Source organism: Streptomyces sp. NPDC048461, from assembly GCF_055587105.1.
The window spans coordinates 270,565-296,682 of the sequence record NZ_JBVJGW010000003.1; the positions used below are offsets into that span (position 1 = coordinate 270,565).

Consider the following 26,118-nt stretch of genomic DNA (forward strand, 5'->3'; position numbering starts at 1 on the left):
TCATGAACATCATGCTCTTCCATTCGACGTACGGGCTGCGGCCCGCGGTCCACGAGGCGGCCGACCGGCTGCGCGCGGCCGGGCACGAGGTCCAGGTCCCGGACCTCTTCGAGGGGCGCACCTTCGGAACCGTCGAGGAGGGCATGGCACACCAGGACGAGATCGGCCGCGACGAGCTGCTCAAGCGCGCGGTGCTGGCCTCGGCCCCCTTCTCCGACCGCGGCCTGGTCTACGCGGGGTTCTCCTTCGGCGGCTCGGTCGCCCAGCACCTGGCCCTGGCCGACGAGAAGGCGCGCGGGCTGCTGCTCCTGCACGGCACGGCGGACCTGGAGGCGGACGCCTCGGTCGACGAGCTGCCCGTACAGCTGCACATCGCCGACCCGGACCCGTTCGAGCCGCACGACTGGCTGACGGCCTGGTATCTGCGGATGCGGCGGGCCGGGGCCGACGTGGAGGTCCACAGCTACCCGGGCGCCGGGCACCTGTTCACCGACGCGGGCCTGGACGACTACGACGCCGAGGCCGCCGAGCAGACCTGGAAGGTCGCGATCGGCTTCCTCGACACCCTGTAGGGGGGTGCGCGGCGCCGCGCGGGGGCCCGGCCGGGCCGGGCGGGGCACCCCGGCCGGGCACCCCGCCCCCGCGCGCGTCCGACGGCCGGTCAGCGCACCGGCTGGTGCACCCGCTCCACCGTCTGGGTCCCGTTCAGGGTCCGGTACGAGCGCGACCACGCGGCCGAGGCGTCCGGCCGGCGCTTGTCGGAGACCACGTAGTAGTCCATCTGCGACCGCTCGGCCGTCACGTCGAGCACGCCGTAGCCGTGCGCGTCCATGTCGAGCCACTTCACGTGCCAGTTGGCGGCCTTGACCGCCGACTCGGCGACCAGCGAGGCGGTGTCCGCCGGGACGTGCAGGATGTCGTCGAGGTTGTCCGAGGTCACGGAGGTCACCACGAACTCGGTCGCGGCCGTCCCCGAGCCCGGGTAGGTCGCCATGTTCACCGGGACCTCGTTCGCCCAGGCCATGTGGATGTCGCCGGTCAGGAACACGGTGTTCCTGACGTTCCGGTCCTTCAGGTGACCCAGCAGCTCCTTGCGGTCGTCCGTGTAGCCGTCCCACTGGTCCACGTTGACGGCGAGGCCGCCCTCGGGCAGGCCCAGCAGCTTGGCGAGCGGCTTCAGCAGGTGCGCGGGCAGCGAGCCGAAGGCCACCGGGGAGATCATCACGGAGGTGCCGACCAGCTTCCAGGTCGCGTCCGAGCCGGCGAGGCCCGCCTTGAGCCAGTCCAGCTGGGCCCGTCCCGTGAGGGTGCGCTCCGGGTCGTCCACCGAGCCGCTGCCGACCTTGACCTGCTGGGAGCGGAAGGACCGCAGGTCGAGGAGGTGCAGGTCGGCGAGGGTGCCGAAGCGCAGCCGGCGGTAGACGGTGCCCGCGATGGAGGCGCGTACGGGCATCCACTCGAAGTACGCCTGCTTGGCGGCGGCCGCGCGGGCCGCCCACGCGCCCTCGGCGCCCGGAGTGTGGTTCTCCGCGCCGCCCGCCCAGGCGTCGTTGGCGAACTCGTGGTCGTCCCAGATCGCGACGACCGGGTGTGCCTGGTGCAGCGCCTGGAGGTCGGGGTCGGTCTTGTACTTCCCGTGCCGGGTGCGGTAGTCGGCGAGCGAGACGATCTCGTGCCGCGGCTCGTGCGGGCGGACGGTGTACTTGGCCTCCGGGTAGCCCCCCGCGGCGTACTCGTAGATGTAGTCGCCCAGGTGCAGGACCGCGTCCAGGTCGGCGCGGGCGGCCAGGTGGCGGTAGGCGGAGAAGTAGCCGGACTCCCAGTTCGCGCAGGAGACCACGCCGAAGCGGACCCCGGCGGTCGTCGTCCCGGCGGCCGCGGTGGTCAGGGTGCGACCGGCGGGGGAGACGGCGGAGCCGGCGGAGAACCGGTACCAGTACGGGGTCTGCGGGCTCAGGCCGCGCACGTCCACCTTGACGGTGTGGTCGGAGGCGGCGCTCGCGGCGACGGTGCCGGAGGCGACGATCCGGGAGAAGGCCCTGTCCGCGGCCACCTCCCAGCGCACCTGCACGGCGGGGCCGAGGCCGGAGCCGGGCACGGCCTCGGCGGTGGGGGTGACGCGGGTCCACAGCAGGACCCCGTCGGGCAGCGGGTCGCCGGAGGCGACGCCGTGGAGGAACGCGGGCGCGCTCTCGGCGGCATGGGCCGCGGAGGCGCCCAGCGAGGCGATCGGGGCGAGTGCGGCCGTGGCGGCCGCGGCCAGCACGACCGTACGGCGGCGCGGAGCGGGTACGCCCGTGGAAGAGGGCGCGGAGGAAGGGAGATGACTGGTCACGGATGATCATGTTACTGGCGGGTATGACCCTCCGTACATCCCTCGGAACGCAAAGAGCGGGCGAACTCCAGGAGTCCGCCCGCCCGTTGGCCGAAATCAGCCTGCCAGGGCCTTGTCGATCGCCGCGGTGAACGCGTCGCCCGTGGCCGGGGTCTCGATCTTCTTGCCGTCCATCTTCAGCGTCGGGGTGCCCGTCACGCCGGACTTGCCGAACGCCTCGGACATCTTCAGCGCCCACCGGTCGTAGGTGCCGTCCTCGACGGCCTTCTTGAACTCGGCGTTGCCCTTGAGCGCCGGAACCGTGTCCGCGACCTTCAGCAGGTAGTCGTCCTTGGCGAAGCTGTCGACGGTCTCCTCGGGGTGCAGTTCCTTGGAGTAGAGCGCCGCCTTGTAGTCGAGGAAGGCCTCCGGGCTGACGTTCAGCGCCGCGCCCAGGGCGCTCAGCGCGTTCTTCGAGCCCTCGCCCTTGACCGCGTTGTCGATGAACGTGGCGCCGAAGTACTGCAGCTTGTACTTGCCGGCGTCGACGTCCTTCTTGACCTGCTCGCCGACGGCCTGCTCGAACGAGGCGCACGCCGGGCAGCGGGAGTCCTCGTACAGCTCCAGGGTCTTCTTCGCCTCGGGCTTGCCGACGACGACCGTGGTGCCGTCCTCGCCCTCGGTGTTCTTCGGCTTGATCAGGTCGGCCTTCGCCGCCTTCTCCCAGTAGCCGGGCTTGGAGGACTGCACGACCGCGTAGCCGATGCCGCCGGCTATGGCGAGGACGGCGAGGACGGCGCCGCCCACGACCAGCTGGCGGCGCACCTTGTCCTTCTTCGCCTGGGCCTCGCGCTCGGCGCGGAGCCGCTCGCGGGCCGCCGCCTTGTTCGCCTGGCTGTTGCGTGAACTCATGGTGATCTCCGTGGAATGCGACGTGATGGGGGTGTCGTACCTGCGTCAGGCGCGCGCGAGCGCACCCGGCGCGGGCGGTCCCCGCCGACCCACGGAGTGGGCGGGGAACCGGGTACGGGCCCCCGCGCCCGGAAGCACCGACCGCAGCACCCGCCGCGCCGCCCCCGGGGCCGGCGCCACCGAGGCCACCGCCAGCAGCAGCGGACGGAACGCGCCGACGGCGACCGCCCGCAGGAGCTGGGCCAGCGCCCGCTCGCCGCAGTGCAGCCACCCGGCGGCCACCAGCCCGACCGACACGTGCGCCCCGAGCAGCAGCCAGGGCGTCCACGGCCCGGGCGAGGCCAGCAGCGCCGCCGGATCGGAGACGGGCCCGGCCACCTCGGTCAGCGGCCCGCCCACCGGGGAGCCGCCGCACAGCGCGTCCAGGCCCATCGCGCGCAGCGGCCCGGAGACCGGTCCGCCCGCCGGGCCGTAGCAGAGGTGCTGCCCGGCGGTGAAGACGGTGTCGGCGGCCAGCTCCAGCGGTACGAGCAGCCCGGCGATCGGCCCGAAGGCCCGCCGCCGGCCCGCCAGCGCGTACGCGATCACGAAGACGGCGGCGAAGGCCCCGGCCAGCAGCGGGGCCGGAAGCGGCACCCGGGACATCAGGACGTGCGAGCCCGCGGAGAGCAGCACGACGAACGCGCTGAACAGCGCGGCCCGCAGCCCCCGGAGTCCTGCCCCTGATATGTCCATCGTCGCGAGTGTGCCACGAGAGCCTGTGGAGCCGGGCCTTTGGGGGTGTCGTCACACTCGCTCCTGCCGTGCGGCGCCCGGCACGGCCCGCCCTCCGGGCGCACGGAACGACTGTGACGACACCCCCAGGGCCCGGCTCCCACGGCTCACGGCATCAGGCGGCCGTTGCGGAAGAGGTCCACGAAGATCTGGTGGTCGGCGCGGGCCCGGGCGCCGTACGCGTGGGCGAACTCCACGAGCAGCTCCGCGAAGCCCTCCTCGTCGGCCGCGATCGCCGCGTCGATGGCCCGCTCGGTCGAGAACGGGACCAGCGAGTGGCCGCTCTCCGCCTCGTCGGCCGCCCCGTGCATGGTCGCCGTGGCCCGGCCCAGGTCGGCGACGACGGCGGCGATCTCCTCCGGGTCGTCCAGGTCCCCCCAGTCCAGGTCCACCGCGTACGGGGAGACCTCCGCCACCAGCTGCCCGGAGCCGTCCAGCTCCGTCCAGCCCAGCCACGGGTCGGCGTGCGCCTGCAGGGCCCGCTGGGATATCACCGTGCGGTGGCCCTCGTGGTGGAAGTAGTCGCGGACGGCCCGGTCGGTGACGTGCCGGGAGACCGCCGGGGTCTGCGCCTGCTTGAGGTAGATCACGACGTCGTTCTCCAGGGCGTCGCTGTGCCCCTCCAGCAGGATGTTGTACGAGGGCAGCCCGGCCGAGCCGATGCCGACGCCCCGGCGGCCCACCACGTCCTTGACCCGGTAGGAGTCGGGCCGGACCAGGGACTCGTCGGGCAGGGTCTCCAGGTAGCCGTCGAAGGCGTCCAGGACCTTGTAGCGCGTCGCCGCGTCGAGCTCGATGGTGCCCGGGCCGGGCGCGAAGCGCCGCTCGAAGTCCCGGATCTCCGTCATCGAGTCCAGCAGCGAGAAGCGGGTGCGCGCGCGGGCCGCGCGCAGCGCGCCGAGCAGCGGGCCGTCGGCGGTGTCCAGGGTGAAGGAGGGCACCTCCTCGTACTTGGCCCCGGCGGCCAGGCGGTGGATGCGCTCCCGGTAGGCGCCGGCGTAGGTCCGCACCAGCCCGCTGATCTGCTCGTCGCTGAGCGCCTTGGTGTAGCCGATCAGCGCCACGGAGGCCGCGAACCGCTTCAGGTCCCAGGTGAAGGGGCCGACGTACGCCTCGTCGAAGTCGTTGACGTTGAAGATCAGCCGGCCGTTGGAGTCCATGTACGTGCCGAAGTTCTCGGCGTGCAGGTCGCCGTGGATCCACACCCGGCCGGTGCGCTCGTCCACGTACGGGCCGCCGCCGTGGCGGTCGCGCTCCAGGTCCGCGTAGAAGAGGCAGGCCGTGCCGCGGTAGAAGGCGAAGGCCGAGGCCGCCATCTTCCGGAATTTGACCTGGAAGGCAGCCGGGTCGGCTGCGAGGAGCTCGCCGAACGCGGTGTCGAACACGTCGAGTATCTGCTCGGCACGCTGTTCGTCGGTCGTCTCGGGAACCGCCATGGCGGATGCCTCCTGGTGGCGCGGGGTGGAGCGCGGGTGGAGCGCTGTGCTGACCATGCTGGCAGGACCGGGGTCCTGGTTCTGCAACGGATGACCGTACCCGTCGGTGCCCGTGATCTGTCACCCGGGAGACGTAGGATTCGTAGCTGCCGCCCTCTCTCCCCGCCGGAGGATCCCCACCGTGACCAAGCCGCCCTTCACGCACCTGCACGTCCACACCCAGTACTCCCTGCTGGACGGTGCCGCGCGGCTGAAGGACATGTTCAACGCGTGCAACGAGATGGGCATGTCCCACATCGCGATGTCCGACCACGGCAACCTCCACGGGGCCTACGACTTCTTCCACACCGCGAAGAAGGCCGGGATCACCCCGATCATCGGCATCGAGGCGTACGTCGCCCCCGAGTCCCGGCGCAACAAGCGCCGCATCCAGTGGGGCCAGCCGCACCAGAAGCGCGACGACGTCTCCGGCTCCGGCGGCTACACGCACAAGACGATCTGGGCGGCGAACGCCACCGGCCTGAACAACCTCTTCCGGCTGTCCTCCGACGCGTACGCCGAGGGCTGGCTCACCAAGTGGCCGCGGATGGACAAGGAGACCATCAGCCAGTGGTCCGAGGGGCTCATCGCCTCCACCGGCTGCCCCTCCGGCGAGCTCCAGACCAGGCTGCGCCTCGGCCAGTTCGACGAGGCGCTCAAGGCCGCCTCCGAGTACCAGGACATCTTCGGCAAGGAGCGGTACTTCCTGGAGCTGATGGACCACGGCATCGAGATCGAGCGCCGGGTCCGCGACGGGCTCCTGGAGATCGGCAAGAAGCTCGGCATCCCGCCGCTGGTCACGAACGACTCGCACTACACCTACGCCAGCGAGGCCGGCGCCCACGACGCCCTGCTCTGCATCCAGACCGGCAAGAACCTCTCCGACCCGGACCGCTTCCGCTTCGACGGCACCGGCTACTACCTGAAGTCCACGGACGAGATGTACGCCATCGACTCCTCGGACGCCTGGCAGGAGGGCTGCGCCAACACCCGGCTCGTCGCGGAGCAGGTCGACACCGAGGGCATGTTCCAGTTCCGGAACCTGATGCCGAAGTTCGACATCCCGGACGGCTACACCGAGGTCACCTGGTTCCGCGAGGAGACCATGCGCGGCATGGACCGCCGCTACCCGGGGGGCATTCCGGACGACCGGATGAAGCAGGCCGAGTACGAGATGGACACGATCATCTCGATGGGCTTCCCCGGCTACTTCCTCGTGGTCGCCGACTTCATCATGTGGGCGAAGAACCAGGGCATCGCGGTGGGCCCGGGCCGAGGCTCCGCGGCCGGCTCGATCGTCGCGTACGCCATGGGCATCACCGACCTCGACCCCCTCACCCACGGCCTGATCTTCGAGCGCTTCCTGAACCCCGAGCGCGTCTCCATGCCCGATGTCGACATCGACTTCGACGAGCGCAGGCGCGTCGAGGTGATCCGGTACGTGACCGAGAAGTACGGCGCCGACAAGGTCGCCATGATCGGCACCTACGGCACCATCAAGGCCAAGAACGCGATCAAGGACTCCGCCCGCGTCCTCGGCTACCCGTACGCGATGGGCGACCGCCTCACCAAGGCCATGCCCGCCGACGTCCTCGGCAAGGGCATCCCGCTCTCCGGCATCCTCGACCCGACGCACCCCCGCTACAGCGAGGCCGGCGAGATCCGCGGGATGTACGAGAACGAGCCGGACGTGAAGAAGGTCATCGACACCGCCCGCGGTGTGGAGGGACTGGTCCGGCAGATGGGCGTGCACGCCGCCGGCGTGATCATGTCCAGCGAGACGATCACCGACCACGTGCCCGTCTGGGTGCGGCACTCCGACGGCGTCACCATCACCCAGTGGGACTACCCGAGCTGCGAGTCGCTCGGCCTGCTGAAGATGGACTTCCTCGGCCTGCGCAACCTCACGATCATGGACGACGCCGTCAAGATGGTGAAGGCCAACAAGGGGATCGACATCGATCTCCTCGGCCTCCCGCTCGACGACCCCAAGACCTTCGAACTGCTCGGCCGCGGCGACACCCTCGGCGTCTTCCAGTTCGACGGCGGGCCCATGCGCTCCCTGCTGCGCCTGATGAAGCCCGACAACTTCGAGGACATCTCCGCCGTCTCGGCCCTGTACCGGCCGGGCCCGATGGGCATGAACTCGCACACGAACTACGCCCTGCGCAAGAACAAGCAGCAGGAGATCACCCCGATCCACCCGGAGCTGGAAGGCCCGCTCGAAGAGGTCCTGGCCGTCACCTACGGCCTGATCGTCTACCAGGAGCAGGTCCAGAAGGCCGCCCAGATCATCGCCGGCTACTCGCTCGGCGAGGCCGACATCCTGCGCCGCGTGATGGGCAAGAAGAAGCCCGAGGAACTGGCGAAGAACTTCGTCATCTTCGAGGGCGGCGCCAAGAAGAAGGGCTTCAGCGACCAGGCGATCAAGGCCCTCTGGGACGTCCTGGTGCCCTTCGCCGGCTACGCCTTCAACAAGGCCCACTCGGCCGCGTACGGACTCGTCTCCTACTGGACCGCCTACCTGAAGGCGAACTTCCCGGCCGAGTACATGGCCGGTCTGCTCACCTCGGTCAAGGACGACAAGGACAAGTCCGCGATCTACCTCAACGAGTGCCGTCGCATGGGCATCAAGGTCCTGCCGCCGAACGTGAACGAGTCGGAGCCGAACTTCGCCGCCCAGGGCGACGACGTGATCCTCTTCGGCCTCACCGCCGTCCGCAACGTCGGCACCAACGTCGTGGAATCGATCATCAAGAGCAGGAAGGCGAAGGGGAAGTACTCCTCCTTCCCCGACTTCCTGGACAAGGTCGAGGCCGTGGTCTGCAACAAGCGGACCGTCGAGTCGCTGATCAAGGCCGGCGCCTTCGACGAGATGGGCCACACCCGCAAGGGCCTCGTCGCCCACCACGAACCGATGATCGACAACGTGGTGGCGGTCAAGCGCAAGGAGGCCGAGGGACAGTTCGACCTCTTCGGCGCGATGGGCGACGAGAGCGCCGGCGACGAGCCGGGCTTCGGGCTCGACGTGGTCTTCTCCGACGTCGAGTGGGAGAAGTCCTACCTGCTCGCCCAGGAGCGCGAGATGCTCGGCCTCTACGTCTCCGACCACCCGCTCTTCGGCCTGGAGCACGTGCTGTCCGACAAGACGGACGCCGGCATCTCCCAGCTCACCGGCGGAGAGCACTCCGACGGCGCGGTCGTCACCATCGGCGGCATCATCTCGGGCCTCCAGCGCAAGATGACCAAGCAGGGCAACGCCTGGGCCATCGCCACCGTCGAGGACCTGGCCGGCTCCATCGAGTGCATGTTCTTCCCCGCGACCTACCAGCTCGTCTCCACCCAGCTGGTCGAGGACACCGTCGTCTTCGTCAAGGGCCGCCTCGACAAGCGCGAGGACGTCCCCCGCCTGGTCGCGATGGAGATGATGGTCCCCGACGTCTCCTCGGCCGGCACCAACGCGCCCGTCGTGCTCACCATCCCCACGGTCAAGGTCACGCCGCCGATGGTGACCCGGCTGGGCGAGATCCTGCGCCACCACCACGGCAACACCGAGGTGCGGATCAAGCTCCAGGGCCCCCGGTCGACCACCGTCCTGCGGCTCGACAAGCACCGCGTCAAGCCCGACCCGGCGCTGTTCGGCGACCTCAAGGTGCTGCTCGGACCGTCCTGCCTGGCCGGATAGGGACGCCCGCCCCGCACGCGGAAGGGCCCGCCCGGCGATGCCGGGCGGGCCCTTGCCGTCACTGCACGCGCGGGCGCGGGCCCGCAGGAGTCAGTTGTGGCCGAACTTCTTCTGCTTGCTCTTGTGCGCCATATCCATCGGACTCGGCGCCTGGGACATCGACTCCGACGACTCCGCGGAGCTCTTCGCCTGGTCCGGGGCGGACGAGCGGGTCTGCTGCTTCGACGGCTGCTTCTGGTTCTTGTTCTTGGCCATGGTGGAGCCTCCGTGAGGGTCTAGGGGCCAGGACGCCTTCACACTCACACAACGCCAGAAACCGCGCATTTTGGATCATTACTGCGCGTAGTCGGCGGTCCCTTCCGTGCGCCCGTCCGCGTCCCGCGTGAGATCCGCCACGCCGATGATCGAGTTCCGGCCGTCAACACCCTTGCGGTCGGGCAGACTCGGGGAATATCCAGAGGACCCCCACGGAAGAGGGTGGAACGCGTGGACCGCTGCGTCGTCCTGGTGGACGCCGGCTATCTGCTGGGCGCCGCCGCCAGCCTTCTCGCAGGGGAGCCCTCGCGCTCCCGCATCACCGTCGACCATGCCGCCCTCATCCAGGGCCTGCGCGAGCGGGCCGAGGCCGACACCGAGCAGCCCCTGCTGCGCATCTACTGGTTCGACGGCGCACCCGACCGGGTGCCGCAGCCCGAGCACCGGCGGCTGCGCGTCATGCCCCGCGTCACCGTCCGGCTGGGCGCCCTGACCCGGAGCGACGGACGCTGGGCCCAGAAGGGCGTCGACGCCGCCATGCACGCCGAACTCACCGAGCTGGCCCGCAACCGCGCCTGCTCCGACGTCGTCCTGGTGACCGGCGACGGCGACCTGCTGCCCGGGCTGATGTCCGCCAAGGAGCACGGGGTCGCCGTCCACCTGTGGGCCGTCCAGGCCGCCGACGGCGACTACAACCAGTCCGAGGACCTCGTCGCCGAGGCCGACGAGCGCCGCGTGCTGGACCGGGCCTGGATCACCCGCGCCGTACGGGCCAAGGACCTGGCCGGGCTGTGTTCGCCGCCGCCCGCCCCGCGCCCCGACATCGCCGCCATCCTCTCCGCCCCGCTCCCCGAGGCCGCGCTCGCCGAGGCCGCCCGCAACGGCACCGCCGCGGGCGAGGAGCAGCAGCAGGGCGGCGTACCGGTCCCCGCGCCCGCCGTCTCCGGGGGCAAGACCGTACCCACCCCCAAGGACCTCGCCGGCTCGCTGAGGGCCCCCGGCCCGCAGAGCGCCGGGCCGGCCGGGGGCCACGGCGGTCAGCCCCCGGCCGGCAGCGCCCTGCGGTGGTCCTCCGACAAGGGCTGGATCGACCGCGCCGGCCCGCTCGGGGAACCCGCCGAGACCGCCTCCCTGCCCACCCTCGCCCAGCTCACCAGCGCCGAGCAGCGCTGGGCCGACCGGGAGGAGGACATCACCACGGTCGGCGGGGACCCCTTCGAGGTCGGGCAGGTCTTCGCCCGGCGCTGGATGGAACGGCTCCCCGAGACCGTGCACCTCCAGAAACTGGCCACGATGTACCCGCGGATCCCGCACCGCATCGACGGGGAGCTGCTGCGCTACGCCGCCCGGTTCGGGCTCCTCGCGCACAAGGACGACCAGATCGACGAGCACGACCGGTACGCCATCCGCGCCGGTTTCTGGCGCGAGATCGACGTCCGCGCGGCCGCCGAGCACGTGGCCGCCGTACCGGCCGCCCCGCCCGGCGCGGGCCCCGGGGACCCCTCGGTCGCGGCGACGCCGTCGGCCCCGGCGGCCGAGTAGGGGCGGGAACCCCGTAGGCTGCTCCCTCGTGAGCACGGGCACAGCACAGGCGGAACCCCGCGGGAAGCGCGGCACGGCAGCAGCCGCGGAAGCGGCCTCCGACGTGGTCTGCGCGGTGCGTGACCTGGTCAAGACGTATCCGGCGGTGCGCGGTCGGCGCGGGGCTCCCGCCCTGCCCGAGACCCGCGCCACCGACGGCGTCTGCCTCGACGTGCGGCGCGGCGAGATCTTCGGCCTCCTCGGCCCCAACGGCGCCGGCAAGTCCACCCTGGTCCGCCAGCTCACCGGGCTGATGCGACCGGACGCGGGCACCGTGACCCTGCTCGGACACGACCTCGTGCGCCACCCCGGGCGGGCGGCCCGGCTGCTCGCCTACCTGGGGCAGGAGTCCACCGCCCTGGACGAGCTGACGGTGTCCCTGGCCGCCGAGACCACCGGCCGGCTGCGCGGGCTCGACGCCCGGGCGGCGCGGGCGGCGCGGGACTCCGTACTGGACGAGCTCGGGCTGACCGAGATCGCCGCGCGGCCCCTGAAGAAGCTCTCCGGCGGACAGCGGCGCCTGGCCTGCTTCGCCGCCGCGCTGGTGGGCGAGCGGCCCTTCCTGGTCCTCGACGAACCCACCACCGGCATGGACCCGCTCGCCCGGCGGGCCGTCTGGTCGGCCGTGGACCGGCGGCGCGAGCGGCACGGCGCGACCGTCCTGCTCGTCACGCACAACGTCATCGAGGCCGAGACCGTCCTCGACCGGGTCGCCGTCATCGACCAGGGCAAGGTCATCGCCTGCGACACCCCGTCCGGGCTGAAGGCCAAGGTCTCCGGCGAGGTCCGGCTGGAGCTGGTGTGGCGCTCCGCCGCCCCGCTGGAGGTGCCGGAGGTCGCGGCGCTCGCCCCGCTGGCCGCCGAGTCCGGGCGCCGCTGGGTGCTGCGGCTGCCGCCCGAGGAGGCACGGGCCGCGGTGGCCGCCGTCACCGGGGGGCCGGCGTTCGCCGCCCTCGACGATTTCACGTTGGCGACGCCGAGCCTGGAGGACGTCTACCTGGCGCTGGGCGGGCGGATGAAGGGTCTGGTCAAGTCGTGACTACCGCTGCCGCGGACGCCGTGGACGTCCCCGCCGGGGCCGTGTGCGCCCCCGCCGAGCTGGCGCCGAAGGCGCGGTTCTTCCCCGCGCTGGCCGCCGTGTACCGGGCGCAGCTGTCCCGGGCGCGGGTCGCGCGGATCCCGCTGCTGTTCGTGGCGACCTTCCAGTCCGTCGGCATCATGATCCTGATGCGGGGCGTGGTGGACGGCGGTTCGGAGGCGCGGGCCGTCGTGGCCGGCTCCTCCGTGCTCGTGGTCGCCTTCGTCGCGCTGAACCTGCTCGCGCAGTACTTCGGGCAGCTGCGGGCCGGCGGCGGGCTCGACCACTACGCCACCCTGCCCGTGCCGCCCGCGTCGGTGGTGCTGGGAGCGGCCGCCGCGTACGCCTCGTTCACCCTGCCCGGCACCCTGGTCACCGCGGTGTTCGGGTGCGTGCTCTTCGGACTGCCGATGGGCGGGCTGTGGATCCTGGCGGCCGTCGTGCCGCTGGCCGGGGCCGCGCTCGCCGGGCTCGGTGCGGCCCTGGGGCTGCTCGCGCCGCGCCAGGAGCTGGCCACGCTGGCCGGGCAGCTCGGCATGTCCGCGGCGTTGCTGCTGGGGGTGCTGCCGCCGGAGCGGATGCCGGAGGTGATCGTGTGGGCGCGGGACCTGCTGCCGTCCACGTACGGGGTGGAGGCGTTCGCACGCACCTTCGCGGCGGACCCCGACTGGGCCGTGGTCCTCTTCGACCTCGGCGTGTGCGCCGCCGTCGGCGTGCTGTCGCTGGCCATCGCCACCTGGGCGTACCGCCGGGCGGCGGTCCGCTGAAGCCGGTGCCGGGCTTACCTGGCACGATGTGGGGGTGACCGAAGCCGTGACCCCGCCCTCCCCCTTCGACCCGCCGCCGCCACCGCCCCGCAAGGCCGGCGGGGGAGACGCCGCCGTCACCCCGGCGGACGTCCGGGACGGCGCCGCCGTCGCCCTCGCGGTCGGTGTGGCCGGGGTGCTCCTCGGACTGCTGTGGGCGTGGCTGGCGCCGCGGGCGCAGTACGTCTCCAACGGGGAGGCCGTGTTCCTGCGGAACTCCGAGAGCGAGGCCCGGATCGGGGCGGACGGCACCTTCTTCCTGCTGGCCGCCGGCCTGGGCGTGCTGAGCGCCGTCGGCGTCTTCCTGTGGCGCCGGGCCGGCGGCGTGACGCTGGTGATCGGCCTGGCGGTCGGCTCCTGCTTCGCCGCGCTGGTGGGCTGGCGGCTGGGCCTGTGGCTGGGTCCCTCCACGGACCTGGTCACCGCCGCGCGGCAGGCCGGCAAGGGGGTCCCGTTCGACGCGCCGCTCCAGCTGCTGGCGTACGGGGTGCTGCTCGCGTGGCCGATGGCCGCGGTGCTCGTGCACCTCGGGCTGACGGCGCTGTGGTCCCCGCACGACGCCGAGCCGGCGGCGGAGTGGGTCGCCTCCCCGTACCCGCCGCCGCACGTGCACGCCGATCCGGCCGCGCCGGAGCCCCCGCGGGGCTGATCCCGCGCGACCCCTGCGGTCAGGCCCGGGCGATGGGGGCCAGGACGGCCCCCGTCAGAGCGGTCAGGTCCGCGGGGGACAGCTCGACCTCCAGGCCCCGGCGGCCCGCCGACACGCAGATCGTGGCGCGGCCGGAGGCCGAGGCGTCCAGCACCGTGCGCAGCCGCTTGCGCTGACCCAGCGGCGAGATGCCGCCCCGGACGTACCCCGTCGTGCGCTCCGCCAGCACCGGGTCGGCCATCGCCGCCCGCTTGCCGCCGACCGCCGTCGCCAGGGCCTTGAGGTCCAGGGAGCCCGACACCGGCACCACGGCCACCGTCAGGACCCCGTCCACGTCCGTGACCAGCGTCTTGAACACCTGGTCGGGGGAGACGCCCATGGCCTCGGCGGCCTCCTCGCCGTACGAGGGGTGCGCCGGGTCGTGCTCGTACGCGTGGGTGGCGAAGGTGACCCCCGCCGCCGTCAGGGCCGCGATCGCCGGGGTGCCCGCCGGCTGCGCCTTCTTCTTCGCCATCAGTTCGGGCTCGTGGGGGAGCGGGTCAGGTCGACCGCCGGCAGCGACGGCAGGTGCCGGATCACCGCGGTCTCCGCGCGCAGCAGCTTCAGTTCCTCCGCCAGCCGCGTCGCCGTGTCCGGAGCCTGGAGCAGCCGCTGCTTCGCCGGGATGTCCAGCACCGCCGCCGCCGCGACCAGGTAGGAGACCACCGACGGCTCGTCGGGGAGCTCCGCGCCCGTCAGGGACCGCTCGCGGGCCCCGGCCAGGCGCTTCTGGTAGGCGCGGAACGCCCGCAGGACCCCCTCGGCCAGGGCGCCGGCGCCCTCGCCGGTGTCCTCGGGGAGCTCTTCCAGCTCCGCGGTCAGGTAGGGGCCCGAGGAGTCCACGGACACCAGGCGGACCCGCGTCGTGCCGGTCGCCAGGACCTCGAAGCTGCCGTCCTCCCGCTCCCGGATCGTCGCCGCGTCCGCGATGCAGCCCACCCGGTGGAAGGCCTGGATCGGGTCCGCGCCGAAACCGGCGGCCGGTCCCCGCTCGGGGAGGGCCGTCTGGTCCGGGAGGCCGGGAGCGGTCGGGGCGACCTCACGGCCGTCGCGGATCGCGACGACCGCGAACCGGCGCGGCTCGTCCTCGCCCGTCTTCAGGAGCTCGCTCATCATGGCGCGATAGCGCTCCTCGAAGATGTTCAGCGGGAGGACGAGTCCCGGGAACAGCACCGAGTTCAGCGGGAAGAGGGGCAGGCGAACGGTGGTCACGAGGCACAGGGTAATGGCCACGGGCCCGGACCGGTCACCCCCGCCTCAGCAGGCGCGACGCGCCCGCGGCCACCGTGGTGGCCAGGATCCAGCCCAGGACGACGAGGGCCGCCGCCCCCCACTGCCAGCCGCCCTCCACCTTCCAGTGCCCCTGCTGGCCGAGGTCGATCACCGGCAGCAGGAGGTCGAGCGCGTACAGGGCCGCGTTCCACTGCGGGTGCTCGTCCGCCTTGATCGGCGGGGGGTCGTGCTGGGAGAACAGCAGCGTGCCCGCCGCCCAGAGGACCACCATCCACAGCGCCGCCCGCCCCGGCCGGTACCCGTAGACCACCGTCCAGTCCTGGAGGTACCCCCAGGCCCGCGCCGCCGGCGGCAGGGTGGCCCGGCGGCGGCGCTGCTTGGTCAGCAGCACCTGGCGGGCGTCGGAGTCCTCGCCGCCCGCCCGCAGGACGGCGGCGAGCCGCTCGTACGGGTCCGGCGAGTACTCGGGGGTGGCCGCCTCCACCCACGCCAGGCGCCGGGCGAGGGGGAAGTGGCCGCGGGGGGCGAGGGTCTCGTAGACGAAGCCCTCGATGGCCAGCCCGCCCGGGCCCGGCCAGCTGGTGGAGCTGTCGACCAGCTTGACCACCTTGGCCCCCGAGACCACCACCCGCCCGCGCTCGGGCCGCTCGCCGACGAAGCGGAACTCGGGGGTCTGGATCCGGCGCAGGGATATCTCCTGCTCCTCGGTGAGGAGGAAGCGGGCGCCGTAGAAGTCGATCGCGTCGCCGAAGCGGCCGTCGTCCAGCCGCAGCCCGCCCCGGCACTCGAAACGCTGCTGCCGCCGCCCGTTCGGCGGCGTCAGGCCCAGACCGTACGGGGGAGTGGAGGAGTTCGAGCCGGGCAGGTGGTCCAGCGCGATGGAGGTCAGGTACAGGGTCCGCTCGACGGTCAGCTGCGGGGCGTTGAGCGCGAAGCGCCCGTACGGATTGCGCAGGCGGGCCCCGCGCAGGTTCATCGACACGCCGACCGTCGCACCCCGCAGGCTCACCTCGCCGTAGGTCTCCAGCATCTCGCCCTGGAAGTCCTGGGCGACGGACATGCCGTCGGCGACGACGGCCCGGCCCTTGTTGTCCCGCTGCACCACGGCCTGGCTGATCAGCAGGTCGGTGCCGATCTGCGCGTCGGTCAGCCGGATGCCCCGGGCCACCCGGCAGCGCGGCAGGTGCAGGTCGCCCTCGGTGTGCAGCCGCGCCGCCTCCAGCCGCGGGAGCGCGCAGTTGACCAGCCGCAGCGTGCCGAACCGGGCCTCCGAGAGCTGGACCTCGCCGTCGAACCGGCAGGACTGGAGCTCCACGTACGGGGCGACCGCGCCGCCCGACAGGTCGAGCCGGCCGGTGATCCGTACGCCGCGCAGCTTGAGCGAGGCCACCCTGCCCGGCACCGGGGGCGGTCCGTGGAGCAGCAGCAGTGCCACCACGTCGGCCCGGACGGCCCGCTCCGGTCCCCAGGCCCGCTCGGCGTGCGGATCGTCCCGGTCGGCGGCCCGCGCGCTCAGGTCGCAGACGGCGCCCGTACGGAACGCCTCCCACATGCGGCGCTCGGGACCGGTGAGGTCCGCCGGCGCCTCGCCCGGGCGTGCCTCGGTCATGCGGTCCCCCTCCGCCGTCCCTGCGTGTAGGGGAACGCTAACGGGCGGCTGTGACACCCGGGGCGTGTATCAGCCAGTGATACAGGCGAACGGTGCCGCTGGGCGGTCTGAGAGAATTGGGGGGTGATCTCTCGTATCGACCTGCGCGGCGACTCCCTCCCCGAGGGGGGCGCCCTGCGCGATCTGCTGCCCCGTGCCGAGTTCGACGTGGAAGCCGCCCTGGAGAAGGTGCGGCCCATCTGCGAGGACGTCCATCATCGCGGCACGGCGGCGCTCATCGAGTACGCGCAGAAGTTCGACGGGGTCGAGCTCTCGCAGGTCCGGGTACCCGCCCGGGCCCTCGCCGCCGCCCTGGAGCAGCTGGACCCGGCCGTCCGCGCCGCCCTGGAGGAGTCGATCCGGCGCGCCCGGATCGTGCACCGCGCCCAGCGCCGCACCGAGCACACCACCCAGGTGGTCCCCGGCGGAACCGTGACCGAGAAGTGGATTCCGGTGGAGCGCGTGGGGCTGTACGCCCCGGGCGGCCGCTCGGTCTACCCCTCCTCCGTCGTCATGAACGTCGTCCCGGCGCAGGAGGCGGGCGTCGCGTCGATCGCGCTCGCGTCCCCGCCCCAGAAGCCCGCCTTCGACGGGGACCCCTTCGGGGGCCTGCCGCACCCGACGATCCTCGCCGCGTGCGCCCTGCTCGGCGTGGACGAGGTGTACGCCGTGGGCGGCGCCGTGGCCGTCGCGATGTTCGCGTACGGCACGGAGGACTGCCCCCCGGTCAACATGGTGACCGGCCCCGGCAACATCTGGGTCGCCGCCGCCAAGCGCTACTTCACCGGCCGCATCGGCATCGACACCGAGGCCGGACCGACCGAGATCGCCGTCCTCGCCGACTCCACGGCCGACCCCGTGCACGTCGCCGCCGACCTGATCAGCCAGGCCGAGCACGACCCGCTGGCCGCCGCCGTCCTCGTCACCGACTCCGAGGACCTCGCCGCGGCGGTCGAGAAGGAACTGGAGCCGCAGGTCGCCGCCTCCAAGCACGTCGAGGACCGGATCAAGCCGGCGCTCGCCGGCCGCCAGTCCGCGATCGTGCTGGTCGACAGCCTGGAGGACGGCCTCAAGGTCGTCGACGCGTACGGCGCCGAGCACCTGGAGATCCAGACCGCCGACGCCGCCGCGTGGGCCGCCCGCGTCCGCAACGCCGGCGCGATCTTCGTGGGGGCCTGGTCCCCCGTCTCCCTCGGCGACTACTGCGCCGGATCGAACCACGTGCTGCCCACCGCCGGCTGCGCCTGCCACTCCTCCGGACTGTCCGTGCAGTCCTTCCTGCGCGGCGTCCACATCGTCGACTACACGCGCGACGCCCTCGCCGAGGTCACCCACCACGTGGTGGCCCTCGCCGAGGCCGAGGACCTGCCCGCGCACGGCGCCGCCCTGAAGGCGCGCTTCGGGTGGAAGGTCCCCCAGCAGTGAGCGCCGACCTCGGCATCGACGACCTCCCCGTCCGCGACGAGCTGCGCGGCAAGACCCCGTACGGCGCCCCGCAGCTCGACGTTCCCGTCCAGCTCAACACCAACGAGAACCCGTACGGCCTCCCCGAGGAGCTCGTCGCGCGGATCGCCGAGCGCGTCGCCGACGCCGCCCGGACGCTCAACCGCTACCCCGACCGGGACGCCGTCGAGCTGCGCACCGAGCTGGCCGCCTACCTCACGCGCACCGGCAAGCACCCGGTCGCCCGGGAGAACGTGTGGGCCGCCAACGGCTCCAACGAGGTCCTCCAGCAGCTGCTGCAGACCTTCGGCGGGCCCGGCCGCACCGCGATCGGTTTCGAGCCCTCGTACTCGATGCACGCGCTGATCGCCCGCGGCACCGGCACCGGCTGGATCTCGGGCCCGCGCCGGGAGGACTTCCGCCTCGACGTGGAGGCCGCGGAGCGGGCCGTCGCCGAGCACGCCCCCGACGTCGTCTTCATCACCTCGCCCAACAACCCCACGGGCACCGCGGTGGAGGCGGAGACGGTCCTGGCCCTCTACGAGGCCGCCCAGGCCGCCAAGCCCTCGATCGTGATCGTGGACGAGGCGTACGTGGAGTTCAGCCACCGGGACTCGCTGCTGCCCCTCATCGAGGGCCGGCCGAACCTCGTGGTCTCCCGGACCATGTCCAAGGCCTTCGGCGCCGCCGGACTGCGCCTGGGCTACCTGGCCGCGCACCCCGCCGTCGTGGACGCCGTCCAGCTGGTGCGCCTGCCGTACCACCTGTCGGCCGTCACCCAGGCGACCGCCCTGGCCGCCCTGGAGCACACCGACACCCTGCTCGGCTACGTCGAGCAGCTCAAGGCCGAGCGCGACCGGCTCGTCACCGAACTGCGCGGCATCGGCTACGAGGTCACCGAGTCCGACGCGAACTTCATCCAGTTCGGCAGGTTCCCGGACTCCCACACCGCATGGCAGAAGATCCTCGACCGGGGCGTCCTGGTCCGGGACAACGGCGTGCCGGGCTGGCTGCGGGTCACCGCCGGCACCCCGGCCGAGAACGACGCGTTCCTGGAAGCGGTTCGCGCACTGAAGAAGGAGCAGCAGGCATGAGCCGCATCGGACGGGTCGAGCGCACCACGAAGGAGACCTCGGTCGTCGTCGAGATAAACCTCGACGGAACCGGCAAGGTCGACGTCTCGACGGGCGTGGGCTTCTACGACCACATGCTCGACCAGCTCGGCCGCCACGGCCTCTTCGACCTCACGGTCAAGACCGAGGGCGACCTGCACATCGACAGCCACCACACCATCGAGGACAGCGCCCTCGCCCTCGGCGCCGCCTTCAGGCAGGCCCTCGGCGACAAGGTCGGCATCTACCGCTTCGGCAACTGCACCGTGCCGCTCGACGAGTCCCTCGCCCAGGTGACCGTCGACCTGTCCGGCCGCCCGTACCTCGTGCACACCGAGCCCGAGAACATGGCGCCGATGATCGGCGCGTACGACACGACGATGACCCGGCACATCTTCGAGTCCTTCGTCGCGCAGGCCCAGATCGCCCTGCACATCCACGTCCCGTACGGCCGCAACGCCCACCACATCGTGGAGTGCCAGTTCAAGGCGCTCGCCCGCGCCCTGCGCTACGCCGCCGAGTTCGACCCGCGCGCGGCCGGCATCCTGCCCTCCACGAAGGGCGCCCTCTAGCCGTGAACGGCCTCAACACCATCCTGATCGTCCTCGGCCTCTTCCTGGCCGGCGGCGTCTACTCCTTCCAGAAGCAGAAGATGCCCAAGTCGGTCATCATCCTGCTCGCCATCAGCTCCGCGATGTGCCTCGCCGCCGGAGTCCTGCGCATTCAGGGGATCTGGGAATGAGCACTGCCGGACCCACCAAGAAGGTCGTCGTCTTCGACTACGGCTTCGGCAACGTCCGCTCCGCCGAGCGCGCCCTCGCGCGCGTCGGCGCGGACGTGGAGATCACCCGCGACTACGACCGGGCGATGGACGCCGACGGGCTCCTCGTCCCCGGCGTCGGCGCCTTCTCCGCCTGCATGAAGGGCCTCAAGGACGCCCGCGGAGACTGGATCATCGGCCGCCGGCTCTCCGGCGGCCGCCCGGTCATGGGCATCTGCGTCGGCATGCAGATCCTCTTCGAGCGCGGCATCGAGCACGGCGTCGAGACCGAGGGCCTCGACGAGTGGCCCGGCACGGTCGGCCCGCTGAAGGCCCCGATCGTCCCCCACATGGGCTGGAACACCGTCGAGGCCCCGGCCGACAGCCAGGCCTTCGCCGGCCTGGACGCCGACGCCCGCTTCTACTTCGTGCACTCCTACGCGGCGCGCGAGTGGAGCCTGGAGGTCACCAACCCGGCCATCCGCGCCCCCCGCGTCACCTGGGCCACCCACGGCGAGCCCTTCGTCGCGGCGGTGGAGAACGGGGCCCTGTGGGCCACGCAGTTCCACCCCGAGAAGTCCGGCGACGCCGGAGCCCAGCTCCTCACCAACTGGATCGAGACCCTCTGATGCCCGTGTCCTCAGCGAAGCTGGAACTCCTCCCCGCGGTCGACGTCCGCGACGGACAGGCCGTCCGCCTCGTGCACGGCGTCTCCGGCAGCGAGACCTCGTACGGCTCCCCGCTGGAGGCGGCCCTGGCCTGGCAGGCCTCCGGCGCCGAATGGCTCCACCTCGTCGACCTCGACGCGGCCTTCGGCACCGGTGACAACCGCGCCCTGGTCGCCGAGATCACCGGCGCGATGGACATCAAGGTCGAGCTGTCCGGCGGCATCCGCGACGACGCCTCGCTCGCCGCGGCCCTCGCCACCGGCTGCACCCGCGTCAACCTCGGCACCGCGGCCCTGGAGACCCCCGAGTGGGCCGCCAAGGCCATCGCCGACCACGGCGACCGCATCGCCGTCGGCCTCGACGTCCGCGGCACCACCCTCAAGGGCCGCGGCTGGACCAGCGAGGGCGGCGACCTGTACGAGACCCTCGCCCGCCTGGACTCCGAGGGCTGCGCCCGCTACGTCGTCACCGACATCGGCAAGGACGGCACGCTCACCGGCCCCAACCTGGAGCTGCTGAAGAACGTCTGCGCCGCCACCGACCGGCCCGTCGTGGCCTCCGGCGGCATCTCCTCCCTGGACGACCTGCGGGCCCTCTCCGCGCTGGTCCCGCTGGGCGTCGAGGGCGCGATCGTCGGCAAGGCCCTGTACGCCAAGGCCTTCACCCTGGAAGAAGCCCTGAAGGTGGTCTCCGCATGAGCTCCGACGCCGTACGCCGCATCTCCTCCGGCGGCGCCTACGAGGACGTCATCGGCTACTCCCGCGCCGTCCAGCTCCCGAACGGCCTGGTCCTGGTCTCCGGCTGCACCGCGGCCGACGCCGGCGGCCCGTACGACCAGACGGTCGGCGCCTTCGGCGTCGCCTTCAAGGCGCTCGCCCAGGCCGGACTCGGCCCCGAGCACGTGGTCCGCACCCGCCTGTACCTCACCCACGCCCGCGACGTGGAGGAGGTCGGCCGCGCCCACAAGGAGCTGTTCGACTCCGTCCGGCCCGCCGCCTCGATGATCATCGTGTCCGGGTTCGTCGACCCGGGCATGGTCGTCGAGGTGGAGGTCGAGGCCTTCGGCCCGGTCCCGACCGGTGCCGGCGCCGCGACCGGTGCCGGCGCCGCGACCGGTGCCGGCGCCGCGACCGGGTCCGGGGAGGCGTCGGCATGACCCTCGCCGTACGCGTGATCCCCTGCCTGGACGTGGACAACGGCCGGGTCGTCAAGGGCGTCAACTTCCAGAACCTGCGCGACGCCGGCGACCCGGTGGAGATGGCCAAGCTGTACGACGCCGAGGGCGCCGACGAGCTGACCTTCCTCGACATCACCGCGTCCTCCGGCAACCGCGAGACCACCTACGACGTGGTGCGCCGCACCGCCGAGCAGGTCTTCATCCCGCTGACCGTGGGCGGCGGCGTCCGGACCGCGGACGACGTCGACAAACTGCTGCGGGCCGGCGCGGACAAGGTCGGCGTGAACACCGCCGCCATCGCCCGCCCCGAGCTCATCCAGGAGATCGCGGAGCGCTTCGGCCGGCAGGTCCTCGTCCTGTCCGTCGACGCCCGCCGCACCGCCACGGGCTCCTTCGAGGTCACCACCCACGGCGGCCGCAAGGGCACCGGCATGGACGCCGTCGAGTGGGCCCACCGGGCCGCCGAACTGGGCGCCGGGGAGATCCTGCTGAACTCGATGGACGCGGACGGCACCAAGGACGGCTACGACACCGAGATGATCGCCGCCGTACGCCGGCACGTGACCGTACCGGTGATCGCCTCCGGCGGCGCGGGCAGCCTCGCGCACTTCCCCCCGGCGATCGAGGCGGGCGCGGACGCGGTGCTCGCCGCGTCGGTGTTCCACTTCGGAGACCTGCGGATCTCCGAGGTCAAGACGGCCCTGCGCGAAGCGGGCCACCCGGTCCGCTGACCGTCCCGCCACCCGCCCGGCCCCGGTGGCCCCGCCCGACCGGCGGGGCCACCGGTCGTCACAGGCCCAGTTCCGCCACGGTCAGTTCCGCGACCGCCGTCTTGTCCCCGTCCAGGGTCACCGCGGCGGAGCCCTGGCGGCCGAAGCAGAACAGCGTCAGCTCGCCCGGCTCGCCCGTCACCGTCACCACCGGCACGCCCTTGCGCGCCACCGCCGTCCGGCCGTCGGGCCGCCGCAGGACCAGGCCCACCGGCGAGCGCCGCCCCGCCAGGCGGGCCAGCTTCTCCAGCCGGGACCACAGGGAGTCCGAGAACACCGGGTCCAGCTCCCGCGGCGACCAGTCGGGCTGCGCCCGCCGGACGTCCTCGGCGTGCACGTAGAACTCCACCGCGTTCGCCGCCTCGTCGATCTGCTTCAGCGCGTACACGGAGAACTTCGGCGGCCCGGTCCGGATCAGCTGGACGAGCTCCTCGAACGGTTTGGCCCGGTACTCGTCCATCGTCCTGTCCAGCCGGGCCTTCAGCGCGTTCAGCAGCAGCCCGCCCGCCGCGTCCGGCCGCCGCTCGCGGACCACCACGTGCGCCGCGAGGTCCCGGCACGTCCAGCCTTCGCACAGGGTCGGCGCCTGGGGCCCGGCCGCCTCCAACAGGTCCGCCAGCAAGAGGCGTTCGCGCTTCGCATGGGTAGACATGCGGGCCAGCCTACGGCCGGAACCCGCCTTGTGCCCGCCCATCAGGCGGACGGTGATCCGTACCGCGGCCCGCCGCCCGGCACAATGGCCGCATGGTTACGTCCCCCCGCCCCGGCAACCTCGACCCCGCCATCGCCGCGCGCCTCAAGCGCTCCGCCGACGGCCTGGTACCGGCCATCGCCCAGCAGTACGACACCGGTGAGGTGCTCATGCTCGGCTGGATGGACGACGAGGCCCTGCACCGCACCCTGACCACCGGCCGCTGCACGTACTGGTCCCGCAGCCGCCAGGAGTACTGGGTCAAGGGGGATACTTCCGGCCACTTCCAGCACGTGAAATCCGTCGCCCTCGACTGCGACGCCGACACCGTGCTCGTCAAGGTCGACCAGGTCGGAGCCGCCTGCCACACCGGCACCCGCACCTGCTTCGACGCCGACGTCCTTCCGATCGCCGCAGCCGAGAACAGGTAGGTTCGCACCGCCATGGATCTTGAGACGTTCCGCAAGCTCGCGGCCGACCGCCGCGTCATCTCCGTGAGCCGCAAGCTGCTGGCCGACGGGGACACCCCCGTCGGGCTCTACCGCAAGCTCGCCGCCGAACGCCCGGGGACCTTCCTGCTGGAGTCCGCCGAGAACGGCCGCTCCTGGTCCCGCTACTCCTTCGTCGGCGTCCGCAGCGACGCGACCCTGACCGTCCGCGACGGCGAGGCCCACTGGATCGGCACCCCGCCCGTCGGCGTGCCCACCGGCGGCGACCCGCTCGACGCGCTGCGCGCCACGGTCGAGGCCCTGCACACCCCCCGCGACCTCGCCGGCGGCACACCGCCCTTCACCGGCGGCATGGTCGGCTACCTCGGCTACGACATCGTGCGCCGCCTGGAGCGCATCGGGGAGCACACCCGGGACGACCTGGAGCTGCCCGAGCTGACGATGCTGCTCACCTCCGACCTGGCGGTCCTGGACCACTGGGACGGCACCGTCCAGCTCATCGCGAACGCCATCAACCACAACGCCCTCGACTCCGGCGTGGACGAGGCGTACGCCGACGCGGTGGCCCGCCTCGACGCGATGGAGGCCGACCTCTCGCGCCCGGCCCCCTACACGCCCGCCCCGCTGCCCGCCTCCGAGCTGCCGGAGTACTCGGCGCTGTGGGGCGGCGAGAAGTACCAGGCAGCCGTCGAGGACATCAAGGAGCGCATCCGCTCCGGCGAGGCCTTCCAGGTGGTGCCCTCGCAGCGGTTCGAGACCCCCTGCCACGCCTCGGCGCTGGACGTCTACCGTGTGCTGCGGGCCACCAACCCGTCCCCGTACATGTACCTCTTCCGCTTCGAGAACGGCTTCGACGTCGTCGGCTCCAGCCCCGAGGCGCTGGTCAAGGTCGAGGACGGCCGGGCCATGGTCCACCCCATCGCCGGCACCCGCCACCGCGGGGCCACCCCGCAGGAGGACCACGACCTCGCCGAGGAGCTGATGGCCGACCCCAAGGAGCGCGCCGAGCACCTCATGCTCGTCGACCTCGGCCGCAACGACCTCGGCCGGGTCTGCGAGCCGGGATCCGTCGAGGTCGTCGACTTCATGTCCGTCGAGCGGTACTCGCACGTCATGCACATCGTGTCCACGGTCACCGGCCGCGTCGCCGAGGGCAAGACGGCCTTCGACGTGCTCACGGCCTGCTTCCCGGCCGGCACCCTCTCGGGCGCGCCGAAGCCCCGGGCCATGCAGATCATCGAGGAGCTGGAGCCCTCCCGGCGCGGCCTGTACGGCGGCTGCGTCGGCTACCTCGACTTCGCCGGCGACTCCGACACGGCCATCGCCATCCGCACCGCGCTGCTGCGCGACGGGACGGCGTACGTCCAGGCGGGCGCCGGGGTCGTCGCCGACTCGGTGCCCGAGCTGGAGGACGCGGAATGCCGCAACAAGGCGGCCGCCGTGCTCCGCGCGGTGGGAGCGGCGAACCGCCTCCACGGCTCCTGAGGGCGTAGGGGATAGTGGGGTGCGTGAGTGCCGTACCCCCGCCCCGAAACGATTCCGCCGCCGAGAGCGCCGACGGCCCCGAAGCCGCCGGCGCCCCCGCCGGCCACGCCCCCGCCGACAGCGGGGGCGGCCGCCGCAGCGTGGCCGCCGCCCTGCTGCTCGGCGCCCTCGGCGCCACCGTCGTCCTGCTGGCCTCCGGCCGGACCTGGGCCCGGGGCACCGCGGCGATCGGCGCCGACGCGCTGCCGCTGACGGCCGACGGGCGGGACGTCACCGGCCTGCCCGCCGCCCTGGCCATCGTGGGCCTCGCCGCCCTGGTCGCCGTGTTCGCCGTGCGCGGCCGCAGCCGTCTCCTGGTCTCCGGCCTGCTCGCGCTCAGCGGCCTGGGCGCGGCCCTGGCGGCCGTCCTCGGAGCCGACGGCCGCCAGGCCCTGGACGCCCAGGCGGCCCGTACGACCGCGGACACCGCCGCGCACGTGGCGGGCCTGACCCACACGGCGTGGCCGTACGTCACGGCCGTCGGCGCGGTGCTGATCCTGGCCGCCGGCCTGCTGGCGCTGCGCTTCGGCCGGAGCTGGCCCTCGATGGGGGGCCGCTACGAGCGTGACGGCAGCCCCCGAACCCGCAGGGCCGCGGCGATTGACCCGGACCGGCCCGAGGATCTGTGGAAGGCTCTGGACCGCGGCGAGGACCCGACCCGCTGAACGATCCCCGCGCGCGGTGCGGGACAATGACCCCGAGCGTTCGACACAGCACGTGCGACAGAGCAACGAGGAGCAACTCATGGCGGGCACTAGCCACGGACACACCCCGGCCGCCTGGACCGGTGTAATGATCGCCTTCATCGGCTTCTGCATCTCCGGTGCCTTCATGGTGCTGGCGAACCCGCTCGGCTTCTGGGCCGGCCTCGTCGTCGTCGTCCTCGGCGGTGTCGTGGGCATGGGGATGAAGGCCGCGGGCATGGGTGCGCCGAAGGCCACCCACCGCGACCTCGCCGAGGTCATCGCCGCGTCCAAGGTCCCGGCCAAGGTCTGAGTTCCGGCGCATCCGAAAGGCGCGGCCCCGTCGGGCTGCGCCTTTTGTCGTGAGCGGAGAGAATCAGCGGGTGGACGCC

Annotated in this window: 27 protein-coding genes; 18 read left to right on the forward strand and 9 right to left on the reverse strand. The window is 72.7% G+C overall.

All coding sequences use genetic code 11. From position 1 onward, the window contains the following. Window positions 1-2: 2 nt before the first annotated feature. A complete protein-coding gene (locus ACZ6S8_RS06795; RefSeq protein ID WP_469453143.1) occupies window positions 3-572 on the forward strand; it encodes a dienelactone hydrolase family protein in 570 nt (189 codons plus the stop codon). Between the two features lie 89 nt (window positions 573-661). Here ACZ6S8_RS06795 and ACZ6S8_RS06800 read toward each other — a convergent pair whose 3' ends face one another. From ACZ6S8_RS06800 to ACZ6S8_RS06815, 4 genes are all read right to left on the reverse strand, one after another. Beyond that, window positions 662-2,335 (reverse strand): alkaline phosphatase D family protein, encoded by a 1,674-nt coding sequence (locus ACZ6S8_RS06800; protein WP_469453145.1) that lies wholly within the window; start codon window positions 2,333-2,335, stop codon window positions 662-664. Between the two features lie 96 nt (window positions 2,336-2,431). Further along, complete coding sequence (locus tag ACZ6S8_RS06805; RefSeq protein ID WP_469453147.1) at window positions 2,432-3,226, reverse strand: DsbA family protein; 795 nt, start codon at window positions 3,224-3,226, stop codon at window positions 2,432-2,434. Window positions 3,227-3,271: 45 nt separating this feature from the next. Beyond that, window positions 3,272-3,961 (reverse strand): hypothetical protein, encoded by a 690-nt coding sequence (locus ACZ6S8_RS06810; protein WP_469453149.1) that lies wholly within the window; start codon window positions 3,959-3,961, stop codon window positions 3,272-3,274. Between the two features lie 146 nt (window positions 3,962-4,107). Continuing rightward, window positions 4,108-5,436: a DUF2252 domain-containing protein gene (locus ACZ6S8_RS06815; RefSeq protein WP_469453585.1), complete on the reverse strand. Its 1,329-nt coding sequence runs from the start codon at window positions 5,434-5,436 to the stop codon at window positions 4,108-4,110. A gap of 181 nt (window positions 5,437-5,617) precedes the next feature. Between ACZ6S8_RS06815 and dnaE the strand changes: the two genes are divergently transcribed. Further along, on the forward strand, window positions 5,618-9,160 hold the full coding sequence (gene dnaE / locus ACZ6S8_RS06820) for a DNA polymerase III subunit alpha (protein ID WP_469453150.1): 3,543 nt from the start codon (window positions 5,618-5,620) through the stop codon (window positions 9,158-9,160). A 90-nt stretch (window positions 9,161-9,250) separates the two neighbouring features. On the opposite strand, the gene ACZ6S8_RS06825 is transcribed toward dnaE, so the two are convergent. Further along, window positions 9,251-9,415: a hypothetical protein gene (locus tag ACZ6S8_RS06825; RefSeq protein ID WP_469453152.1), complete on the reverse strand. Its 165-nt coding sequence runs from the start codon at window positions 9,413-9,415 to the stop codon at window positions 9,251-9,253. A gap of 222 nt (window positions 9,416-9,637) precedes the next feature. On the opposite strand from ACZ6S8_RS06825, the gene ACZ6S8_RS06830 reads away from it, so the two are divergent. From ACZ6S8_RS06830 to ACZ6S8_RS06845, 4 genes are read left to right on the forward strand one after another with little or no spacing between them, the layout of a single operon-like run. Then, a complete protein-coding gene (locus ACZ6S8_RS06830) occupies window positions 9,638-10,957 on the forward strand; it encodes an NYN domain-containing protein (protein WP_469453154.1) in 1,320 nt (439 codons plus the stop codon). A 28-nt stretch (window positions 10,958-10,985) separates the two neighbouring features. Beyond that, complete coding sequence (locus ACZ6S8_RS06835) at window positions 10,986-12,035, forward strand: ABC transporter ATP-binding protein (RefSeq protein WP_469453156.1); 1,050 nt, start codon at window positions 10,986-10,988, stop codon at window positions 12,033-12,035. Next, window positions 12,032-12,841 carry an ABC transporter permease gene (locus ACZ6S8_RS06840; protein ID WP_469453158.1) on the forward strand — a complete coding sequence of 270 codons (810 nt, stop codon included), beginning with the start codon at window positions 12,032-12,034 and terminating at the stop codon, window positions 12,839-12,841. The genes ACZ6S8_RS06835 and ACZ6S8_RS06840 overlap by 4 nt, the downstream gene beginning before the upstream one ends. A 34-nt stretch (window positions 12,842-12,875) precedes the next feature. After that, window positions 12,876-13,529: a hypothetical protein gene (locus ACZ6S8_RS06845; protein ID WP_469453160.1), complete on the forward strand. Its 654-nt coding sequence runs from the start codon at window positions 12,876-12,878 to the stop codon at window positions 13,527-13,529. Between the two features lie 19 nt (window positions 13,530-13,548). On the opposite strand, the gene ybaK is transcribed toward ACZ6S8_RS06845, so the two are convergent. The 3 genes from ybaK to ACZ6S8_RS06860 are packed head-to-tail and all read right to left on the reverse strand — an operon-like array spanning window position 13,549 to window position 16,410. Continuing rightward, a complete protein-coding gene (ybaK, locus tag ACZ6S8_RS06850) occupies window positions 13,549-14,043 on the reverse strand; it encodes a Cys-tRNA(Pro) deacylase (protein ID WP_469453162.1) in 495 nt (164 codons plus the stop codon). Then, complete coding sequence (locus ACZ6S8_RS06855; protein ID WP_383924011.1) at window positions 14,043-14,780, reverse strand: LON peptidase substrate-binding domain-containing protein; 738 nt, start codon at window positions 14,778-14,780, stop codon at window positions 14,043-14,045. The genes ybaK and ACZ6S8_RS06855 overlap by 1 nt, the downstream gene beginning before the upstream one ends. Before the next feature lie 34 nt (window positions 14,781-14,814). Continuing rightward, on the reverse strand, window positions 14,815-16,410 hold the full coding sequence (locus ACZ6S8_RS06860) for an oxidoreductase (RefSeq protein WP_469453165.1): 1,596 nt from the start codon (window positions 16,408-16,410) through the stop codon (window positions 14,815-14,817). A 123-nt stretch (window positions 16,411-16,533) separates the two neighbouring features. On the opposite strand from ACZ6S8_RS06860, the gene hisD reads away from it, so the two are divergent. From hisD to hisF, 8 genes are read left to right on the forward strand one after another with little or no spacing between them, the layout of a single operon-like run. Further along, a complete protein-coding gene (hisD, locus tag ACZ6S8_RS06865) occupies window positions 16,534-17,874 on the forward strand; it encodes a histidinol dehydrogenase (protein WP_469453166.1) in 1,341 nt (446 codons plus the stop codon). Then, window positions 17,871-18,986, forward strand: a complete 1,116-nt coding sequence (locus ACZ6S8_RS06870) for a histidinol-phosphate transaminase (RefSeq protein WP_469453168.1) — start codon at window positions 17,871-17,873, stop codon at window positions 18,984-18,986. Before hisD ends, ACZ6S8_RS06870 begins: the two co-directional genes overlap by 4 nt. Beyond that, entirely contained in the window at window positions 18,983-19,576 is a 594-nt protein-coding gene (gene hisB / locus ACZ6S8_RS06875; RefSeq protein ID WP_150520026.1) for an imidazoleglycerol-phosphate dehydratase HisB, read from the forward strand. Before ACZ6S8_RS06870 ends, hisB begins: the two co-directional genes overlap by 4 nt. Before the next feature lie 2 nt (window positions 19,577-19,578). Beyond that, entirely contained in the window at window positions 19,579-19,746 is a 168-nt protein-coding gene (locus tag ACZ6S8_RS06880) for a hypothetical protein (RefSeq protein WP_267720948.1), read from the forward strand. Further along, on the forward strand, window positions 19,743-20,393 hold the full coding sequence (gene hisH / locus ACZ6S8_RS06885) for an imidazole glycerol phosphate synthase subunit HisH (protein ID WP_469453171.1): 651 nt from the start codon (window positions 19,743-19,745) through the stop codon (window positions 20,391-20,393). Before ACZ6S8_RS06880 ends, hisH begins: the two co-directional genes overlap by 4 nt. Further along, window positions 20,393-21,130: a bifunctional 1-(5-phosphoribosyl)-5-((5-phosphoribosylamino)methylideneamino)imidazole-4-carboxamide isomerase/phosphoribosylanthranilate isomerase PriA gene (priA, locus tag ACZ6S8_RS06890; RefSeq protein WP_469453173.1), complete on the forward strand. Its 738-nt coding sequence runs from the start codon at window positions 20,393-20,395 to the stop codon at window positions 21,128-21,130. Before hisH ends, priA begins: the two co-directional genes overlap by 1 nt. Further along, a complete protein-coding gene (locus ACZ6S8_RS06895) occupies window positions 21,127-21,588 on the forward strand; it encodes a RidA family protein (protein ID WP_469453175.1) in 462 nt (153 codons plus the stop codon). The genes priA and ACZ6S8_RS06895 overlap by 4 nt, the downstream gene beginning before the upstream one ends. Further along, a complete protein-coding gene (gene hisF / locus ACZ6S8_RS06900) occupies window positions 21,585-22,340 on the forward strand; it encodes an imidazole glycerol phosphate synthase subunit HisF (RefSeq protein ID WP_469453178.1) in 756 nt (251 codons plus the stop codon). The genes ACZ6S8_RS06895 and hisF overlap by 4 nt, the downstream gene beginning before the upstream one ends. A gap of 58 nt (window positions 22,341-22,398) precedes the next feature. On the opposite strand, the gene ACZ6S8_RS06905 is transcribed toward hisF, so the two are convergent. After that, a complete protein-coding gene (locus ACZ6S8_RS06905; RefSeq protein WP_469453180.1) occupies window positions 22,399-23,031 on the reverse strand; it encodes a TIGR03085 family metal-binding protein in 633 nt (210 codons plus the stop codon). 92 nt (window positions 23,032-23,123) lie between these two features. Here ACZ6S8_RS06905 and hisI point away from each other — a divergent pair, with 92 nt between their 5' ends. The 4 genes from hisI to ACZ6S8_RS06925 all read left to right on the forward strand — a co-directional run bounded on the left by hisI (window position 23,124) and on the right by ACZ6S8_RS06925 (window position 26,039). Beyond that, window positions 23,124-23,501 carry a phosphoribosyl-AMP cyclohydrolase gene (gene hisI / locus ACZ6S8_RS06910; RefSeq protein WP_383923983.1) on the forward strand — a complete coding sequence of 126 codons (378 nt, stop codon included), beginning with the start codon at window positions 23,124-23,126 and terminating at the stop codon, window positions 23,499-23,501. A gap of 12 nt (window positions 23,502-23,513) precedes the next feature. Then, window positions 23,514-25,004: an anthranilate synthase component I gene (locus tag ACZ6S8_RS06915; protein ID WP_469453182.1), complete on the forward strand. Its 1,491-nt coding sequence runs from the start codon at window positions 23,514-23,516 to the stop codon at window positions 25,002-25,004. A gap of 14 nt (window positions 25,005-25,018) precedes the next feature. Further along, the gene (locus tag ACZ6S8_RS06920) at window positions 25,019-25,708 is read left to right on the forward strand and encodes a TIGR02234 family membrane protein (RefSeq protein ID WP_469453184.1); all 690 of its coding nucleotides are present in this window, start codon (window positions 25,019-25,021) and stop codon (window positions 25,706-25,708) included. Window positions 25,709-25,787: 79 nt separating this feature from the next. Next, window positions 25,788-26,039 carry an HGxxPAAW family protein gene (locus ACZ6S8_RS06925; protein WP_469453186.1) on the forward strand — a complete coding sequence of 84 codons (252 nt, stop codon included), beginning with the start codon at window positions 25,788-25,790 and terminating at the stop codon, window positions 26,037-26,039. Window positions 26,040-26,118: the final 79 nt, after the last annotated feature.

Bases quoted from the DNA above. Each gene is read 5' to 3' on its own strand.
- hisI (WP_383923983.1), top strand. From the start codon at position 23,124: ATGGTTACGTCCCCCCGCCCCGGCAACCTCGACCCCGCCATCGCCGCG.
- ACZ6S8_RS06805 (WP_469453147.1), bottom strand. From the start codon at position 3,226: ATGAGTTCACGCAACAGCCAGGCGAACAAGGCGGCGGCCCGCGAGCGG.
- ACZ6S8_RS06825 (WP_469453152.1), bottom strand. From the start codon at position 9,415: ATGGCCAAGAACAAGAACCAGAAGCAGCCGTCGAAGCAGCAGACCCGC.
- hisH (WP_469453171.1), top strand. From the start codon at position 19,743: ATGAGCACTGCCGGACCCACCAAGAAGGTCGTCGTCTTCGACTACGGC.
- ACZ6S8_RS06795 (WP_469453143.1), top strand. From the start codon at position 3: ATGAACATCATGCTCTTCCATTCGACGTACGGGCTGCGGCCCGCGGTC.
- ACZ6S8_RS06895 (WP_469453175.1), top strand. From the start codon at position 21,127: ATGAGCTCCGACGCCGTACGCCGCATCTCCTCCGGCGGCGCCTACGAG.
- ACZ6S8_RS06925 (WP_469453186.1), top strand. From the start codon at position 25,788: ATGGCGGGCACTAGCCACGGACACACCCCGGCCGCCTGGACCGGTGTA.
- ybaK (WP_469453162.1), bottom strand. From the start codon at position 14,043: ATGGCGAAGAAGAAGGCGCAGCCGGCGGGCACCCCGGCGATCGCGGCC.
- ACZ6S8_RS06810 (WP_469453149.1), bottom strand. From the start codon at position 3,961: ATGGACATATCAGGGGCAGGACTCCGGGGGCTGCGGGCCGCGCTGTTC.
- ACZ6S8_RS06860 (WP_469453165.1), bottom strand. From the start codon at position 16,410: ATGACCGAGGCACGCCCGGGCGAGGCGCCGGCGGACCTCACCGGTCCC.
- hisF (WP_469453178.1), top strand. From the start codon at position 21,585: ATGACCCTCGCCGTACGCGTGATCCCCTGCCTGGACGTGGACAACGGC.
- ACZ6S8_RS06815 (WP_469453585.1), bottom strand. From the start codon at position 5,436: ATGGCGGTTCCCGAGACGACCGACGAACAGCGTGCCGAGCAGATACTC.
- priA (WP_469453173.1), top strand. From the start codon at position 20,393: ATGCCCGTGTCCTCAGCGAAGCTGGAACTCCTCCCCGCGGTCGACGTC.
- ACZ6S8_RS06905 (WP_469453180.1), bottom strand. From the start codon at position 23,031: ATGTCTACCCATGCGAAGCGCGAACGCCTCTTGCTGGCGGACCTGTTG.
- hisB (WP_150520026.1), top strand. From the start codon at position 18,983: ATGAGCCGCATCGGACGGGTCGAGCGCACCACGAAGGAGACCTCGGTC.
- ACZ6S8_RS06915 (WP_469453182.1), top strand. From the start codon at position 23,514: ATGGATCTTGAGACGTTCCGCAAGCTCGCGGCCGACCGCCGCGTCATC.